The organism is Klebsiella sp. CN_Kp100 (assembly GCF_040065315.1).
In the GTDB taxonomy this organism is placed as follows: Bacteria; Pseudomonadota; Gammaproteobacteria; order Enterobacterales; family Enterobacteriaceae; genus Klebsiella; species Klebsiella oxytoca.
The window spans coordinates 160528-175879 of sequence record NZ_JBEAIJ010000044.1 but is presented as its reverse complement, the minus strand read 5'-3'; the positions used below and the strand labels follow the sequence as shown (position 1 = coordinate 175879).

The window sequence follows — 15352 nt, the reverse complement described above, 5'->3', positions numbered from 1 at the left end:
CAGTCTGGCACTTTGATGCCGTAAGGGGGAGGTGTCCATCACATCGGGCTACGGGTTCTGACGGCCTTTACACAGGTGTCTGAGTCTAAAAGAAAATCAGCGCCGACAAGAAAATAACAGCGCTGGTGGTACGGCGAATCAGGAGTGAATTAGTTTGTAAGGCTGGCCAGAACCAGGCCAAAACCCACCCCAGCGCTGAGAATTATTGTCAGGATCGCATTGCGCCATACGCGCCAGTGTTTGCCGAAAGTATCGGGATCGGATTTGTGTTTATGCCAGGTTTGCCATGCAACGGCGACAGTAGTCACGATGGGCAAACCCACCATAAATGTCAGAATAAGATTTTCGATATACTCAGTATTAATGGTCAATTTAATCGTCCTTTATCATTAACGTGCCGGGCAAATCCATCGCCCGGCATCAAAGCCGCGATATCACTCCGGCTTGCGATCGCCAGTCGCAATCGGATTTTTCGGATCGCTGCTCCACTCGTACCAGCCGCCGTCGTAGACCGAGACGTTGTTCCAGCCCATCGCCCTGGCGTACATAAACGTTTCTGAGGCGCGCCATCCGGTGCCGCAGTAAAAAGAGACCTGCTGGCTCGGCAGAATATTCCATGATTTCCACATCGCGGCGATATCATCAGCGCTACGCATGGTGCCGTCCGGATTATGGAAATCCTCCATATGGGCGGAATCGCTTCCGGCATGACCCCAGCGAGCCCCGGCAATTTCGCCCTTCGGCTTGATATAGCTGTAGCCGCTGGTGGTACCGATAAACTCCGGCCAGGAACGGATGCTGACCAGCGAAGCATCCTGACGATGCAGCAGGGCGCGAGCCTGCTCGGTATTGAGCATCAGCTGCGGCTGGCCCGGGATGGGGGCGCCAAAATCCGGTTCAGGTTTCTGTTCTGGCGGCGTTCCGCGCTCAACCGGCAGACCGGCATCGGACCAGGTCTTCCAGCCGCCGTCGAGCAGGCGCACATCCTTCACGCCGGCGTAGAGCATAATCTGCGCCACGCGGGCGGCGGCATACACGTCGCGACCGTACAAAATTACCGTGGTGTCATGGCGAATGCCGTGTTTTGCCAGCATCGCTTTAAGCTGCGCGTCGGACACTTTATTCCATAGCGGTTCGCTCTCCACCTCGTTAGTGTCGATATAACCGGCGCCCGGAATATGGCTCAGCAGATAAAACTTCGGCGCGCCCCAGGCGGCTTCAAAAACTTTCCATTCACCGGCAGGCGCGGCGGTAACCGGCTCGCCGCGCTGGAGGTCGTGCAGCCACTGCGGATATACCAGCTGTTCAAAATGCGGCAGCTTTTGCAGGCGACCTGCCTGGCTCAGGGCATCGCCGAGGGAGCTGAGATGAGTGAAACCAGCAGCCTGAAGGCGCGCCGCGACTTTCGCGTTGTCGTCGGCATTGCCGTATAGCGCAATTGGCGTAGAGGTCTGCAGATTGTGCAGCTTAGCCCAGGCGCTCAGCTGTTCGTCGTTCATCGCGCCAAGCCAGCTGGCTGACAGGTTAAGCGCCTGCGGTTCATGACCATGAGGCCCGTTAGCGCTTTGCGGCCAGCCGTTATAGAAAGCGCTGAGACGGGTATCAATAGCGACGCCGTTCTGCTGTTGCAGCGTGGAGAGCGTTAGCGTTGGCATGGATTCAGCGGCGGAGGTGGAAGCAGCAAGCCCCATCAGGAGGGCGAGTGCGGTCAATTGAGAAACACGTTTCATCGAAATGCCCGACAGTAGAAAATTGAGCGGCAATTCTCGGCGTTCTCAGCGGAAAAATCCTTGCGATAGCGCAGGCTTTCATTGCCACTGGCTCATATGCAAACAGCGCCCGCCGACGGGAGAGTCCTGGCGATCGTGCGTCACCAGCAGCGCCGGAATGGCCAGCCGCGCCAGTTCGTCGAATACCCAGCGGCGAAAATCGGCGCGCAGCTCAATGTCGAGGCGATTAAAGGGCTCATCAAGCAGCAGCGCCCGCGGTCGGGCCAGCAGGGCGCGCATCAGGCTGACCCGCGCCCGCTGGCCGCCGGAAAGGGTGGCCGGATCGCGGCTGTAGAAACCCTCCAGACCGGCGCGCTCCAGCGCCTGTTCTACCTGCGGTTTTCGCTGGGAACGCTGGACGTCAGCGGGCAGCGCCAGCCGCAGATTTTGTCCGACGCTGAAGTGGTCAAACAGCAGCGCGTCCTGGAACAGGATGCCGATACGCCGCCGCTCGGTGGGTAAACTGTCGCAGCGCTGGTTATCCAGCCACAGCTCCCCTGCGGCGCGGAAATCTTCCGCCAGCGCGCCCACCATCCAGGCGAACAGCGTCGATTTGCCGCTGCCGGAGGGGCCCATCAACGTCAATATCTCGCCCGCTGCGACCGAAAAATCGACGTCGCGCAGCAGCGGCTGCCCGTTGAGTCTGAGAGTCAGGTTTTTGACGATCAACATTAGCGTAATCCTTGTCGATAGCGGCCAATCGGCCAGGCCAGCAGAGCGGTGAGAGCAAAGAATACCGCCGGTAGCAGCAACTGCCACAGCGCCTGCGCGGCGAGGGTGGCGATATCGCCGCCGCTGCTCAGCGCCACGGCTTCGCTGGTCAGCGTTGGGATCCGCCCGCCTCCCAGCCATAACGTCGGTAGATATTGCGCAATGCTTACCGAAAAGCCCACCGCCAGCGCCGTCAGCAGCGGACGCGTCAGGGCAGGTAAGGTGACCAGCCAGAAGATACGCCCCTGATGCCAGCCGAGGGTTCGGGCAACCAACTCCGCACGCGGATCGGCCGCGCGACGCGCGGGATGCAGAATAAACAGCATCCATGGTACCACCCATAGCAGATGGCCCCATAAAACGGTAAGCCACTCGCCGTCCTGCCACGTATACAGCGCCAGCTGGTATTGCCCGTCCACCAGCGGCAGCGCCGGTAAAATTAGTGGCAGCCAGATCCAGCCGCCGAAGCGGGAAGGGCCAAGCTCCAGCCACAGCAGGCAAACGACCGCGCCGAGAAGCGCAGAGCAGAAACCGAGCCACAGACTGTTGCCGATACTATCGCCGAGCGGAGCACGACTCTGCGCTGTCGCCGCCAGCAGCAGCGCGCAGAGCGCGCCACACAGCGGCAGGAGAATCGCGAAGCTTTTCCCGACGAGCGCCCGCGGCTGCGGGCGGCGGATCCCCTGAACCGGTGGGATCCGCCGCCGCCAGACGCGCCAGGCTCCCCATGCCAGCAGCGCCATCATGACGAGCGTCAGCAGTAATACCAGGCTGGCAAGGGCCCCTTTGGCCTGCTGTTGTTCATCGCCCTGGCTCAACCATTGCCAGGCCAGCACCGCCAGCGTCGGCGGGTTGCCCGGCCCAATTACCAGCGCGACATCAACCGCCGAAAGGCTCCAGGCGGCGGTCGCCAGCAGCGCGATCGCCAGCGCTGGCAGCAGTGCAGGTAACACTAGCCACTTCAGGCACTGCCAGCGGCCATAGCCGAGGCTTTTTAATACCGTAGCCTGTCCCGCCAGCCGTTTCTCACCTAACAGGCCGTAAACCACCCACAACAGAAATGCGCTCTCTTTGACCGCCATCGTCAGACCCAGGCCAATGCCGTAGCGGTCAACTGGCGGAATGAAAAAGGGCAGCAGGCGAGAGAGCCAGCCGCCTTCAGCAAATAGCAGCAGGGCGGCGGTAGCGAAGGCGACATGGGGTACCGCCAGCAGCAGCGGCAGCCTGGCTGCCAGCCGGCGCCAACCGCTTGATGGCCAGAGTGCGGCAACAACCGAGAGCGTGATGATCAGCGCGCCGCCAACCGAGAGCAGGGTTGAGACGAGAGTCGCCGCCAGCGCCTGCCAGAACTGCGGATCGGCAACCAGCGACTGCCAAAGCGTCAGGCGCAGCGCCGGAAGCGTCATCATAGAAACGGCCGGCAGCAGCGGGAGATAGATCAGCGCGACGGCGGCCCAGGCCAGCAGCCTTAGTGCGTGCCGTAGCGGCGCAGCCATTCCTGCTCCAGCGCTTCTACCCAGGCCGAGTGCGGTTCTCCCAGCATTGGCGGCAAATCCTGCGGCACAACGGCGTTGAAGGACTGGCGCTCATCTGCCGTTAACTTCGCCGGATCCAGCACGCTGGGGTCGCCCCACACCGCCGGGTCGGCCTTGCGCAGCTGCGCCTGCGGTGAGAGCAGGAAATTGGCGACAACTTTCGCCCCTGCCGTCGCGCGGGCGTTAGTCGGGATCGCCACAAAGTGGACGTTGCCGAGCATCCCCTGGCTAAAACCGAAGCCGTAGCTGTCTTTCGGCAGCTCGCCGCTGGCCGCTTTTTGCTGCGCGTGCAGCGGGTTGAAGGTGATTGACAGCCTGAGGACACCGTTCGTCAGCATGGTATCCATACGGGCGGGCGAAGCCGGGAAGTCGCGGCCCTCGCGCCATAGCAGAGGGTGAAGCTGGTCAAGGTATTGCCACAGCGGCGCGGTCGCGGCGGCGAAGTTGGCCTCTTGCGGCGGCTGACGCAGGGCGTCAGGATCTGGGGTCAGCGTCAGCAGCAGCTGTTCGAGAAAGGCGGTACCGGTAAAATCCGGCGGCCGCGGATAGGTAACGCTACCGGGGTGCGCGGCGGCGAAAGCCAGCAGCGCCTGCGGATCGTTGGGCGCGTCGGGCGTTTGCGAACGGCGGGCGATAAAAGTGAGCTGCGCGCCGCCCCACGGCGACTCCGCCCCGTCGGTAGGAATGGAGAAATCTTCGCGCACCGACTTTTGCGTATCGACAAAGCGCCAGTTGGGCAGGGTTTCCGCCCACTGGGTTTGCAGCAGATTTGCGCTTTTCAGGGTGTGGAAATTCTCGCCGTTAACCCACAGCAGGTCGATAGAACCGCCTGAACTGCGCCCGGCGCGGGCTTCGCTTTGAATGCGCTTTACCGCGTCGGCGGCATCGGCAATATGCACGATGCGCAGGTCGATGGCATAGTCGCGCTTCACCTCTTCGCTGACCCAGTCGAGATAGCGGTTAACCGCCGGATCGCCGCCCCAGGCGTTAAACCACACCGTCTGGCCGCGAGCCTCTTGTTGCGTGGATTGCCAGTTGGCGCTGGCGGACAGCGGAGAAAGCAACAGCAAAGCGAAGACCAACAAACTACGCATAACCACTCCTTATGGTTTCGAATCGGTGGGAAGCTGGCATAACCCCTGGGCGGGGATCGCCATCGCCGAATTAAAGCGCGCTGACAGGTTTTGTAACCCGATCAGCGCCGTGAGTTCGGTCAGCGCTTGAGCATCAAACTGTCCCGCCAGCTTATCGCGCAGCGCGTCGTCGACGGCCGGAGGCGTCATGCTGGCCGCTTCGGCATACTCCAGCGCCAGCCGCTCGCGTTCGCTGAATAGCGCGCTATCTCGCCATCCGGCTACAGCCAGGAGTTTATCGCTGCCGCCGCTGCGCTCCGCCAGCTTCATGCTGGTGATATCAATACAAAACTCGCACAAACACAGCTGCGCGATGCGGGCGCTGACCAGCGAACGCAGCACCGGCTCGAGGGGCGAGCGTTTGCGTTCCAGATAACCGACGAACATCGACACCAGATAAAAGACCAGCGGAATGCGGCCCCACCAGCGAATAGGGCTCAGCACCTCGCCGTAGTGGCGGCGATGCAGCCAGGCCTGCGGGCGCAGAATCAGGGGAATTGACTTCAGGGGGGGTAAGCTCATCGTGAACGCCTCTTTTGTTGTTCAAGATAGAGTGCTTTCGCGACGACCACCAGGATCGCCAGCGCAAACAGGATCGATAAACCGGTTACCAGCCAGAATGTACCGCCCGTCAGCAGGCTGCCGGTCCACGAGTAGACTATCGTGGCGGGCAACTGGCCCAGACCGGTAGCCAGCATAAAATGGCGAAAGCGTATTGAGGTCAGTCCGGCCGCGTAACTTACCGGATCAAAAGGTACAAAGGGCAGCAGGCGGCAAACCAGGATGGTGTGTTTACCGTAGCGGGTAAAAAAGCCATCCATACTCTGCAATACGCTTTTGCCGATCAGCTTTTCCACCGCTTCGCGGCCAAATACTCTGGCGATGAAAAAACACAGCGCCGCCCCGGCCATGGCGCTCATCCACGATAGCGCGCCGCCCCAGAAGGCGCCGAACAGGGAAGCGTTAGCGAAGGTGATGAGAAAAGCGGGAAGCGGGGCGATAATCGCCTGCAGAATCATCAGCGCAAAGGAGACCAGGGCCGCCTGCGGCCCCCAGGAGTCGATAAACTGCTCAATAGCCAGCTGATCGAGCGTGGCAAAGGCGGCGAGGCTGCGCTGCATAAACCCATTGACGCCGGGGATCAGCCACCATGCCAGCAGCCCCGCCAGCAGCGTAGCGCCAATGATTATCCGGTAGATCGCCTGGCTATTTTTCATCGTTGATTCGCCACCGTTGCGTGTCGATCCGCCGATAGCGGGCATATCTTTTGGCTGCCTGAATCAGGACAAATAACACCAGCCCGGCAAGCGTTAGCTTTAGCACAAAAAGGGAAGTGATACCGTCGCGGATAAGTTCGCTGGCCATCAGCGTATAAATAAATATGCCGGGCAAGGTGGTTATGGCGGAAATAAAGGTAAACGACCAGAATGAAATAGCCGTGAGGCCATAGGCGTAATTCTGAATATTATAGGGAAACAGCGGGACTAACCGGGTCAGAATTAAAAAGTCGCAGCCGCTACGTTCAATGCCTCTTTCAATTGCCTGGAATATCGCCGTCTGTCCGAAGTATTTAAGCAGCAGCTCGCGGCCCAGCCAACGGGCGAGCAGGAACGACAGGGAGGAGGCGACCGTCGCCGCCAGCAGCGATAGCAAGGTTCCCGTCAGCGGGCCAAAAAGTACACCGCCGGCAATGACCAGCGCACTGCCCGGAATCAAAAACAGGGTAGCGATAATAAACAGCAAGATATAGAGCGCATACCCGAAGCCACCGCTTTGGCGGATAATTTCGCGCAGATGGTGTAAATGAGTGACCAGCTCGGCAAAACCCGACTGCTGGATAATACAGGCAAAAATGCTCAGGATGACCACAACAGAAAGCAGCTTATACTCTGCTTTATGACGGCTTCTTTTGCATTGGGTTCTCCTGTCTTACGCGGGCGGTCAAAAGTGCGCGCGACAGTATAATAGTTTGCCGACGTTCACAATCTATTACGGCGGCTTTTTTGATATGGCTCAGGCTCTCCGGGCGGGAGAGCCTGACAGAGGGCATCATCAGACTTTAAAGGTGGCCCATACCGGGGCATGGTCGGAGGGTTTTTCCATGCCGCGAATTTCGTAGTCGATGCCGGTCTCGATACAGCGCTGCGCCAGCGGGTGGCTGGCCAGCAGCAGGTCGATACGCAGCCCGCGGTTATCGTCAAAGCCCTTAGAGCGATAGTCGAACCATGAGAAATGTTCGTTGTCCTGCGGGTTCGCATGGCGGTACGTATCCACCAGGCCCCAGCCCAGCAGGCGCTCCATCCATTCGCGCTCTTCCGGCAGGAATGAACATTTGCCGGTACGCAGCCAGCGCTTGCGATTCTCTTCGCCGATGCCGATATCAAGATCGGTAGGGCTGATGTTCATATCGCCCATAATCAGCACCGGATTCTCTTTATTCAGTTCGGTATCAAGGTAGTTCTGCAGATTCTGATAAAAGGCCGCTTTCGCCGGGAATTTGGTTTCATGATCCCGGCTTTCGCCCTGCGGGAAATAGCCGTTGATTACCGTCACGTTGCCAAACGGAGACGGGATTTCCGCCATGATAATGCGGCGCTGGGCCTCTTCACCATCGTTGGGGAAGCCGCGGCGCACCGAGATCGGCGTCTCTTTGGTCAGCAGCGCGACGCCGTAATGGCCTTTCTGCCCGTGATAAAAGACGTTATAGCCAAGCTTTGCCACCTCTTCGAGGGGAAACATATCATCGTGAACCTTGGTTTCCTGGAGGCCGATGACGTCGGGCTGGTGTTTGTCGATGATGGCGGCCAGCTGATGCGGGCGGGCACGCAGGCCGTTGATATTAAAAGAGACAAATTTCATAGTCGCTGCCACTGTGCAAGGTGAATAGTGCAGGGATGGTAGCAGAAATTCGCCGGGCTGGCTGCGCAAAGGCGCTTTATTCTGCCGATTGCAGCGGTTGGTAGCCTGTTTGCACAAAGTCTGCACCATTCTGGAACGCGCTGCGCCAAAAAAGGGCGTTTATTGCCGATAAATTTCGTCAAGGATCACAATTACAGAATTATATCTTACCCCTGCATAATCTTTCTTTTTATTCCACTGCTAAAGCCTCTTTTAGTATTTTTATTCACTTTTTATGCATTTTATGTGAATAGCGGTCTTTCGTAACTTATTGATATTTCGTTGACGACCTCGATTTATGCATTTTTACCTCTGGCTGGCACGAACCGTGCAATCTACATTTACAGCGTAATAACCATATTCATTAACATTATTTAAACTTTTTGTTTACCGGAAGAGGTCGATATGTCTCAGTCAATTACGCGTAGCAACTTTGATGAATGGATGATGCCTGTATACGCGCCAGCGGCTTTTATTCCGGTACGCGGCGAAGGGTCACGCCTGTGGGATCAGCAGGGGAAGGAGTATATCGATTTTGCCGGCGGCATTGCGGTTAATGCCCTCGGCCATGCGCACCCGCAGCTGGTTAAGGCGCTGACCGAACAGGCGGAGAAATTCTGGCATACCGGCAACGGCTATACCAATGAGCCGGTACTACGTCTGGCTAAGCAGCTCATTGACGCCACTTTTGCCGACCGGGTCTTTTTCTGTAACTCGGGGGCTGAAGCCAACGAAGCGGCGCTAAAACTGGCGCGCAAATATGCCCACGATCGTTTCGGCAGTGAGAAAAGCGGCATCGTGGCATTCAAGAATGCCTTCCATGGCCGCACGCTGTTTACCGTTTCTGCGGGCGGTCAGCCGGCCTATTCACAGGATTTTGCGCCGCTGCCGCCGCAGATTCAGCACGCTATCTTTAATGACCTCGACTCGGCAAAGGCGCTGATCGACGACAATACCTGCGCGGTGATCGTTGAACCGATGCAGGGGGAAGGCGGCGTCGTACCAGCGGATGTGGAATTCCTGCGCGGCCTGCGTGAGCTGTGCGATGCGCACAATGCGCTGCTGATTTTCGATGAAGTCCAGACCGGCGTCGGCCGTACCGGGGAGCTGTACGCCTATATGCACTATGGCGTGACGCCGGACGTGCTTTCTACCGCGAAAGCGCTGGGCGGCGGTTTCCCGATCGGCGCGCTGCTGGCCACGGAACGCTGCGCCAGCGTAATGACCGTGGGTACTCATGGCACCACCTACGGCGGCAACCCGCTGGCCTGCGCGGTGGCGGGGGAAGTCTTTGCCATCGTCAACACGCGTGAGGTTCTCAACGGCGTTAAGCAGCGCCATCAGTGGTTTAGCGAACGGCTCAACGCCATCAACGCCCGGTACGGCTTGTTTAAAGAGGTTCGCGGTCTGGGGCTGCTTATTGGCTGCGTGCTGAAAGATGAATATGCCGGCAAGGCGAAAAACATCAGCAACCTGGCGGCGGAGGAAGGGCTAATGATGCTGATTGCCGGCGCCAACGTGTTGCGCTTCGCACCGGCACTGATTATCAGCGAAGACGAAGTCAATAGCGGCCTGGATCGCTTCGAGCTGGCCTGCAAACGCTTTCTCTCGGGGGTCTCATCATGATGGTGATCCGTCCAGTAGAAAAAGGTGACCTGCCGGGGTTAATGACGCTGGCAGGCGAAACCGGCGGCGGCCTGACATCGCTGCCGGCCGATGAGGCCACGCTGGCCGCGCGCATTGAACGTTCACAGATGACCTGGCGCGGCGAGCTGCCGAAAAGCGAACAGGGGTATGTATTCGTTCTGGAGGATTGCACCAGCGGCGCGGTGGCGGGAATTTGCGCCATTGAGGTGGCCGTAGGGCTTAACGACCCCTGGTACAACTATCGCGTTGGTACGCAGGTCCACGCATCGAAAGAGCTAAACGTCTATAACGCCCTGCCGACGCTGTTTCTCAGTAACGACCATACCGGCAGCAGCGAACTGTGTACCCTGTTCCTTGATCCAAAATGGCGAAAAGAGGGCAACGGCTATCTGCTGTCGAAGTCGCGTTTTCTGTTTATGGCCGCCTTTCGTGAACGCTTCAACGATAAGGTCGTGGCGGAAATGCGCGGCGTAATTGATGAGCACGGCTACTCGCCATTCTGGGAGAGCCTCGGGAAACGCTTCTTCGCGATGGAGTTTTCCCGCGCCGACTATCTGTGCGGCACCGGGCAAAAAGCGTTTATCGCCGCGCTGATGCCGAAGCACCCGCTGTATATCGACTTCTTAAGCGATGAAGCGCGGGCGGTTATCGGCGAGGTTCATCCGCAAACCGCCCCGGCCCGCGCGGTGCTGGAAAAAGAGGGATTCCGCTATCTCAACTACGTCGATATTTTCGACGGCGGTCCGACGCTGGAATGCGAAATTGACCGGGTGCGGGCCATCCGCAAAAGTCGGCTGGTTACCGTCGTTGAAGGCGAACCCGAGGCGGGAGAGTGGCCGCCATGCCTGATCGCCAATGAACAGTACCATCACTTTCGCGCCATGCTCGTTCACGCGGACCCGGATAGCGACCGCCTGGTGCTAAGCGCGCGTGAGCTGGATGCCCTGAAATGCCATTCCGGTGAACAAATTCGCCTGGTTCGCCTGTGCCCTGAGGAGAAAAAATCATGAGTTTATGGATCAATGGCGACTGGCAAAGCGGTCGCGGCCCGGCCCGACAAAAACATAACCCGGTAAGCCAGGCGCTACTGTGGCAGGGACAGGATGCCGATGCTGAGCAGGTTGCGCTGGCGGTCAGCGCGGCGCGGCGGGCATTCCCCGCGTGGGCGCGCCAGCCGTTTGCCGCCCGCAAAGCGATAGCAGAAAAGTTTGCTGCTTTACTTGACGCGAACAAAGCTGAATTAACCGCCATTATTGCTCAGGAGACCGGCAAACCGCGCTGGGAAGCGGCGACGGAAATCACCGCGATGATCAACAAAATCGCGATTTCAGTAAACGCTTACCATAGTCGTACGGGGGAAGCGCAAACCGCACTGGCCGACGGCGCAGCCACTCTGCGTCACCGGCCGCACGGCGTACTGGCGGTGTTTGGTCCCTACAATTTCCCCGGACATTTACCAAACGGACATATTGTTCCGGCGCTGCTGGCGGGCAATACCATGGTGTTCAAACCCAGCGAGCTAACCCCACAGAGCGGCGAAGCGGTGGTAAGGCTTTGGGCAGAAGCCGGCCTGCCGCCCGGGGTGCTTAACCTGCTTCAGGGCGGTCGCGAGACCGGCGAAGCGCTGAGCGGTCAGTCAGATATCGACGGTCTGCTGTTTACCGGCAGCTCTGCCACCGGCTTTCAGCTCCATCGCCAGCTTGCCGGCCAGCCGGAAAAAATACTCGCTCTTGAGATGGGCGGCAACAATCCGCTGATCGTCGATGAGCCGCAAGATATCGATGCCGCCGTTCATCTCACCATTCAGTCGGCATTTATTACTGCAGGCCAGCGCTGTACCTGCGCGCGTCGGCTGTTGGTGAAGCGCGGTGAGGCTGGCGATGCGTTTCTTCGTCGTCTGGTGACAGTGTCACAAAAATTGATCCCTGACGCCTGGGATGCAGAGCCGCAGCCTTTCCTCGGGGGACTGATTTCAGCACAGGCGGCGCAGAAAGTGCATCAGGCCTGGCTGACACACGTCTCCAACGGCGGCCAAACGCTGCTGGAGCCGCGTCTGCTACAGGCCGAAACGTCGCTGCTGACGCCGGGTATTATCGACATGAGCGAGGTCGCGCAGGTGGCCGATGAAGAGGTTTTTGGCCCACTGCTCTGCGTCTGGCGTTACGACCATTTCGATGAGGCGATTGCGCTTGCTAACTCGACCCGCTTCGGGCTTTCCTGCGGGCTGATCTCCGCTGAACGCGAGAAGTTCGACCAGCTGCTGCTGGAGGCGCGCGCCGGTATCGTGAACTGGAATAAACCGCTCACCGGCGCCGCCAGCACCGCGCCGTTTGGCGGGACCGGTGCTTCCGGTAACCATCGGCCGGGGGCCTGGTACGCCGCAGATTATTGCGCCTGGCCGATGGCCAGCCTGGAATCGCCGGAGCTGTCGCTCCCGGTCGCGCTCAGCCCGGGTCTGGATTTTGGCCAGGAGAGCTCACAATGAACGCCTGGGAAGTGAACTTTGACGGGCTGCCGGGCCTGACCCATCACTATGCGGGATTATCTTTCGGCAACGAGGCTTCGACCAAACACCGCTATCGGGTGTCAAATCCGCAGCTGGCGGCAAAGCAGGGGCTGAAAAAAATGAAAGCCCTGGCGGATGCGGGCTATCCGCAGGGGATCATCCCGCCGCAGGAGCGGCCAAACATCCCCCTGTTGCGCCAGATTGGCTTTAGCGGTAGCGATGAGCAGGTGCTGGAAAAAGCGTCGCGTCAGGCGCCCGAGCTCCTCTCGGCGGCCAGTTCAGCCTCATCAATGTGGGTGGCCAACGCCGCTACGGTCTCGCCATCAGCGGATTCGCTGGACGGCCGGGTGCATCTGACCGTCGCCAACCTCAATGATAAATTCCACCGCGCCAGCGAAGCGCCTACCACCGAGGCTTTGCTGAAGGCTATTTTCCCTGATGAGCAGCGGTTTGCCGTACACGGCGCGCTACCCCAGGCCTCGCTGTTCGGTGATGAAGGGGCGGCAAACCATAACCGTCTCGGCGGCGACTACGGCGCCCCTGGCGTGCAGCTGTTTATTTACGGTCGTCAGCAGGGTGGGGAAGAGAGCCCGCAGCGCTACCCGGCGCGGCAGACGCTGGAGGCCAGCCAGGCCGTTGCCCGCCTCAACCAGGTCAACCCCCGGCAAGTGATTTTCGCCCGTCAAAACCCGGCGGTGATTGATAAGGGCGTATTTCATAACGATGTGATTGCGGTAAGCAATCAGCAGGTGCTGTTTTGCCACGAGCAGGCGTTTGTCGATCAGCCGCAGCTCCTGCAGCAGCTGACGGAGCGGGTTGCTGGTTTTACGCCGCTTGTGGTGCCGACGGGTCAGGTATCGGTAGAAGAGGCGGTGGCGACCTATCTGTTCAACAGCCAGCTGCTGAGCAAACGCGAGGGCGGAATGCGGCTGATTCTGCCGCTGGAAGCGCAGGAGCATCCGGGCGTCTGGCGTTATCTGAACCGGCTGGTGGAGGGCGATAACCCGATTGATGAGCTTCAGGTTTACGACCTGCGCGAGAGCATGGCCAACGGCGGCGGCCCGGCCTGCCTGCGTCTTCGGGTGGTGCTGACTGAGAACGAGCGACGAGCGGTGAATCCGGCGGTCATGATCGACGACGCGCTGTTCGCCACTTTGAATGATTGGGTAGACCGCTACTATCGCGATCGCCTGACCCAGGCCGACCTTGCGGATCCGCAGCTGCTGCGCGAAGGTCGCGAAGCGCTCGACCGCCTGACGCAAATCCTGCGCCTCGGCTCCGTATATCCGTTTCAGCAATAAGGAGATGTCGTGGACGACTTTCTGGCATTAACGCTGGCTGGGCGTTTGCCCCACCATTTTCATGGCCAAACGGCGCACTTCCGCTGGCACTGGATTGACTGCGGTATACTGCAGCTCATTCCCCATGAGCCCTGCGAGCGCTCGCTGGTATTGTCCGCCGGGATCCATGGTAACGAAACCGCGCCGGTCGAAATCACGGATTTACTGCTGCGTCAGTTGTTCAGCGGGGAGTTGCCGTTACGCTGGCGGTTGCTGGTGGTCTTCGGCAATCCTTCGGCGCTGAGGGCCAATAAACGCTATCTGCACAGCGATATTAATCGGATGTTTGGTGAGCGCTGGCGGGCTTTCAGCGTCAGCGATGAAACCGCTCGCGCCCGGCAACTGGAGCATGCGCTGGCGCGCTTTTATGCGCCGGGTAGCGGTGAGCGCTGGCACCTGGATTTACATACCGCTATTCGCGGATCGCTGCATACGCGCTTTGGCGTCCTGCCAGCGCGCGATAAGCCGTGGGATGAAGCATTCCTGGGCTGGTTGGGGGCGGCTGGCCTGGAAGCGCTGGTCTTTCATCAGCAGCCGGGCGGCACCTTTACCCATTTCAGTAGCGAACGTTTCGGCGCGCTCTCCTGCACGCTGGAACTGGGAAAAGCGCTTCCTTTTGGCGACAACGATCTCAGCCTGTTTGCCGCGACGCAGCGCGCGCTGGCGCGTCTGCTGGCCGGCGAGAGGGCGTTGGCTGCCGGTGATTCGCCGCTGCGCTACAGAGTTGTGCAGCAAATTACCCGCAGCAGCGACAAATTTCAGCTGCATATGTCGGCGCAGACGCTAAACTTCACCCCCTTTTCTGCCGGGACGCTGCTGGCTGAAGATGGCGAAACCCGCTATGTCGCGGCTAAGGAGCCAGAATATGTGCTGTTTCCCAACCCCGACGTAGCTTTTGGCCAGCGAGCCGGGCTGATGCTCGAACGCTTCTGAATATGCTGTCGCCCCGGTGGGCGATGGCATTTATTTTGCCGGCTGTTTTTTCCTTTAGATCTTAATTTTTTGTGCGCTATCGGCTGATTGCGGATTATTCCTGGATAAATGCTTTGTTTTTAATCTGCGCTGGTTTATAGTCTTCATAATTTCTCGATAAAACAGCCTGTTAATTATTTTTTCTTGCAATTATCTCCCCATAATCCTTATTTTCTCCATAATTGGTCAGAAACTGTTTTTTATACTTTCAATGTTTTACGCTTGCTCTGACTAATTGACGATAAACGTCGTAAAGTTAATCTCGTCAACACGGCAACGCGCCGTAAGAATAACGCAAAGTAAGGATTGAACGATGAAAAAGATTACAGCTCTGTTTGTTGCCTCTACTCTGGCTCTTGGCGCGGCTAACCTGGCTCACGCGGCTGATACTACGGCAACCTCAGGCGAGACCGCGCCGATGATGCATCATAAGCGCGGCCCGGCGGGCCCACATGAAATGATGTTTAAAGGTCTGAACCTGACCGACGCGCAGAAAACGCAAATTCGCGACATCATGAAGAGCCAGCGCGACAATATGAAGCGTCCGTCCCTGGATGAGCGCCGCGCGATGCATGAACTGGTTGCCAGCGATACCTTCGATAAGGCAAAAGCGGAAGCGCAGATTGATAAAATGGAAGCCCAGCATAAAGAAATGGCGCTGGCTCGACTGGAAACTCAGAACAAGATTTACAACATTCTGACCCCGGAACAGAAAAAACAGTTCAATGCTAATTTTGAGAAGCATCTGACAGATCGTAAAGCGCCGGAAGGTAAAATGCCTGCACCAGCTGAATAATTCAGCGCGCTGACTTAAGACCGCCGGTCTTGCCCAAGAATGCCA

15 protein-coding genes are annotated in these 15352 nt (G+C 58.7%); 6 read left to right on the top strand and 9 right to left on the bottom strand.

What is annotated here, in order from left to right; genetic code table 11:
- Positions 1-149 precede the first annotated feature (149 nt).
- The 9 genes from ABLV12_RS20485 to xthA all read right to left on the bottom strand — a co-directional run bounded on the left by ABLV12_RS20485 (position 150) and on the right by xthA (position 8007).
- Positions 150-371: a hypothetical protein gene (locus ABLV12_RS20485; RefSeq protein WP_004112326.1), complete on the bottom strand. Its 222-nt coding sequence runs from the start codon at positions 369-371 to the stop codon at positions 150-152.
- A gap of 63 nt (positions 372-434) precedes the next feature.
- The gene (locus ABLV12_RS20480) at positions 435-1730 is read right to left on the bottom strand and encodes a rhodanese-like domain-containing protein (RefSeq protein ID WP_348867297.1); all 1296 of its coding nucleotides are present in this window, start codon (positions 1728-1730) and stop codon (positions 435-437) included.
- 78 nt (positions 1731-1808) lie between these two features.
- Positions 1809-2441, bottom strand: coding sequence for an ATP-binding cassette domain-containing protein (locus tag ABLV12_RS20475; protein WP_016808491.1), 633 nt, complete (start codon positions 2439-2441; stop codon positions 1809-1811).
- Positions 2441-3976 carry an ABC transporter permease subunit gene (locus tag ABLV12_RS20470; protein WP_064398417.1) on the bottom strand — a complete coding sequence of 512 codons (1536 nt, stop codon included), beginning with the start codon at positions 3974-3976 and terminating at the stop codon, positions 2441-2443. The genes ABLV12_RS20475 and ABLV12_RS20470 overlap by 1 nt, the downstream gene beginning before the upstream one ends.
- The gene (locus tag ABLV12_RS20465) at positions 3949-5109 is read right to left on the bottom strand and encodes an ABC transporter substrate-binding protein (RefSeq protein WP_070557299.1); all 1161 of its coding nucleotides are present in this window, start codon (positions 5107-5109) and stop codon (positions 3949-3951) included. The genes ABLV12_RS20470 and ABLV12_RS20465 overlap by 28 nt, the downstream gene beginning before the upstream one ends.
- A 9-nt stretch (positions 5110-5118) precedes the next feature.
- Entirely contained in the window at positions 5119-5670 is a 552-nt protein-coding gene (locus ABLV12_RS20460; RefSeq protein WP_004112333.1) for a carboxymuconolactone decarboxylase family protein, read from the bottom strand.
- The gene (locus tag ABLV12_RS20455) at positions 5667-6365 is read right to left on the bottom strand and encodes a TVP38/TMEM64 family protein (protein ID WP_064398414.1); all 699 of its coding nucleotides are present in this window, start codon (positions 6363-6365) and stop codon (positions 5667-5669) included. Before ABLV12_RS20455 ends, ABLV12_RS20460 begins: the two co-directional genes overlap by 4 nt.
- Positions 6355-7017, bottom strand: a complete 663-nt coding sequence (locus ABLV12_RS20450) for a TVP38/TMEM64 family protein (RefSeq protein ID WP_064398412.1) — start codon at positions 7015-7017, stop codon at positions 6355-6357. Before ABLV12_RS20450 ends, ABLV12_RS20455 begins: the two co-directional genes overlap by 11 nt.
- A 183-nt stretch (positions 7018-7200) precedes the next feature.
- Positions 7201-8007 (bottom strand): exodeoxyribonuclease III, encoded by an 807-nt coding sequence (xthA, locus tag ABLV12_RS20445; RefSeq protein ID WP_004101319.1) that lies wholly within the window; start codon positions 8005-8007, stop codon positions 7201-7203.
- Positions 8008-8451: 444 nt separating this feature from the next.
- Between xthA and ABLV12_RS20440 the strand changes: the two genes are divergently transcribed.
- The 6 genes from ABLV12_RS20440 to spy all read left to right on the top strand — a co-directional run bounded on the left by ABLV12_RS20440 (position 8452) and on the right by spy (position 15307).
- Positions 8452-9672 (top strand): aspartate aminotransferase family protein, encoded by a 1221-nt coding sequence (locus ABLV12_RS20440; protein ID WP_004112342.1) that lies wholly within the window; start codon positions 8452-8454, stop codon positions 9670-9672.
- Positions 9669-10703 (top strand): arginine N-succinyltransferase, encoded by a 1035-nt coding sequence (gene astA, locus ABLV12_RS20435; RefSeq protein WP_004112343.1) that lies wholly within the window; start codon positions 9669-9671, stop codon positions 10701-10703. Before ABLV12_RS20440 ends, astA begins: the two co-directional genes overlap by 4 nt.
- Positions 10700-12178: a succinylglutamate-semialdehyde dehydrogenase gene (gene astD / locus ABLV12_RS20430; RefSeq protein ID WP_064398411.1), complete on the top strand. Its 1479-nt coding sequence runs from the start codon at positions 10700-10702 to the stop codon at positions 12176-12178. The genes astA and astD overlap by 4 nt, the downstream gene beginning before the upstream one ends.
- Entirely contained in the window at positions 12175-13500 is a 1326-nt protein-coding gene (gene astB, locus ABLV12_RS20425; protein WP_016808499.1) for an N-succinylarginine dihydrolase, read from the top strand. Before astD ends, astB begins: the two co-directional genes overlap by 4 nt.
- A gap of 9 nt (positions 13501-13509) precedes the next feature.
- Positions 13510-14472 (top strand): succinylglutamate desuccinylase, encoded by a 963-nt coding sequence (gene astE / locus ABLV12_RS20420; protein WP_004112364.1) that lies wholly within the window; start codon positions 13510-13512, stop codon positions 14470-14472.
- Between the two features lie 352 nt (positions 14473-14824).
- Positions 14825-15307, top strand: coding sequence for an ATP-independent periplasmic protein-refolding chaperone Spy (spy, locus tag ABLV12_RS20415; RefSeq protein ID WP_004101331.1), 483 nt, complete (start codon positions 14825-14827; stop codon positions 15305-15307).
- Positions 15308-15352: the final 45 nt, after the last annotated feature.

Bases quoted from the DNA above. Each gene is read 5' to 3' on its own strand.
- ABLV12_RS20480 (WP_348867297.1), bottom strand. From the start codon at position 1,730: ATGAAACGTGTTTCTCAATTGACCGCACTCGCCCTCCTGATGGGGCTT.
- ABLV12_RS20475 (WP_016808491.1), bottom strand. From the start codon at position 2,441: ATGTTGATCGTCAAAAACCTGACTCTCAGACTCAACGGGCAGCCGCTG.
- ABLV12_RS20470 (WP_064398417.1), bottom strand. From the start codon at position 3,976: ATGGCTGCGCCGCTACGGCACGCACTAAGGCTGCTGGCCTGGGCCGCC.
- ABLV12_RS20465 (WP_070557299.1), bottom strand. From the start codon at position 5,109: ATGCGTAGTTTGTTGGTCTTCGCTTTGCTGTTGCTTTCTCCGCTGTCC.
- ABLV12_RS20460 (WP_004112333.1), bottom strand. From the start codon at position 5,670: ATGAGCTTACCCCCCCTGAAGTCAATTCCCCTGATTCTGCGCCCGCAG.
- ABLV12_RS20455 (WP_064398414.1), bottom strand. From the start codon at position 6,365: ATGAAAAATAGCCAGGCGATCTACCGGATAATCATTGGCGCTACGCTG.
- xthA (WP_004101319.1), bottom strand. From the start codon at position 8,007: ATGAAATTTGTCTCTTTTAATATCAACGGCCTGCGTGCCCGCCCGCAT.
- ABLV12_RS20440 (WP_004112342.1), top strand. From the start codon at position 8,452: ATGTCTCAGTCAATTACGCGTAGCAACTTTGATGAATGGATGATGCCT.
- astA (WP_004112343.1), top strand. From the start codon at position 9,669: ATGATGGTGATCCGTCCAGTAGAAAAAGGTGACCTGCCGGGGTTAATG.
- astD (WP_064398411.1), top strand. From the start codon at position 10,700: ATGAGTTTATGGATCAATGGCGACTGGCAAAGCGGTCGCGGCCCGGCC.
- astB (WP_016808499.1), top strand. From the start codon at position 12,175: ATGAACGCCTGGGAAGTGAACTTTGACGGGCTGCCGGGCCTGACCCAT.
- spy (WP_004101331.1), top strand. From the start codon at position 14,825: ATGAAAAAGATTACAGCTCTGTTTGTTGCCTCTACTCTGGCTCTTGGC.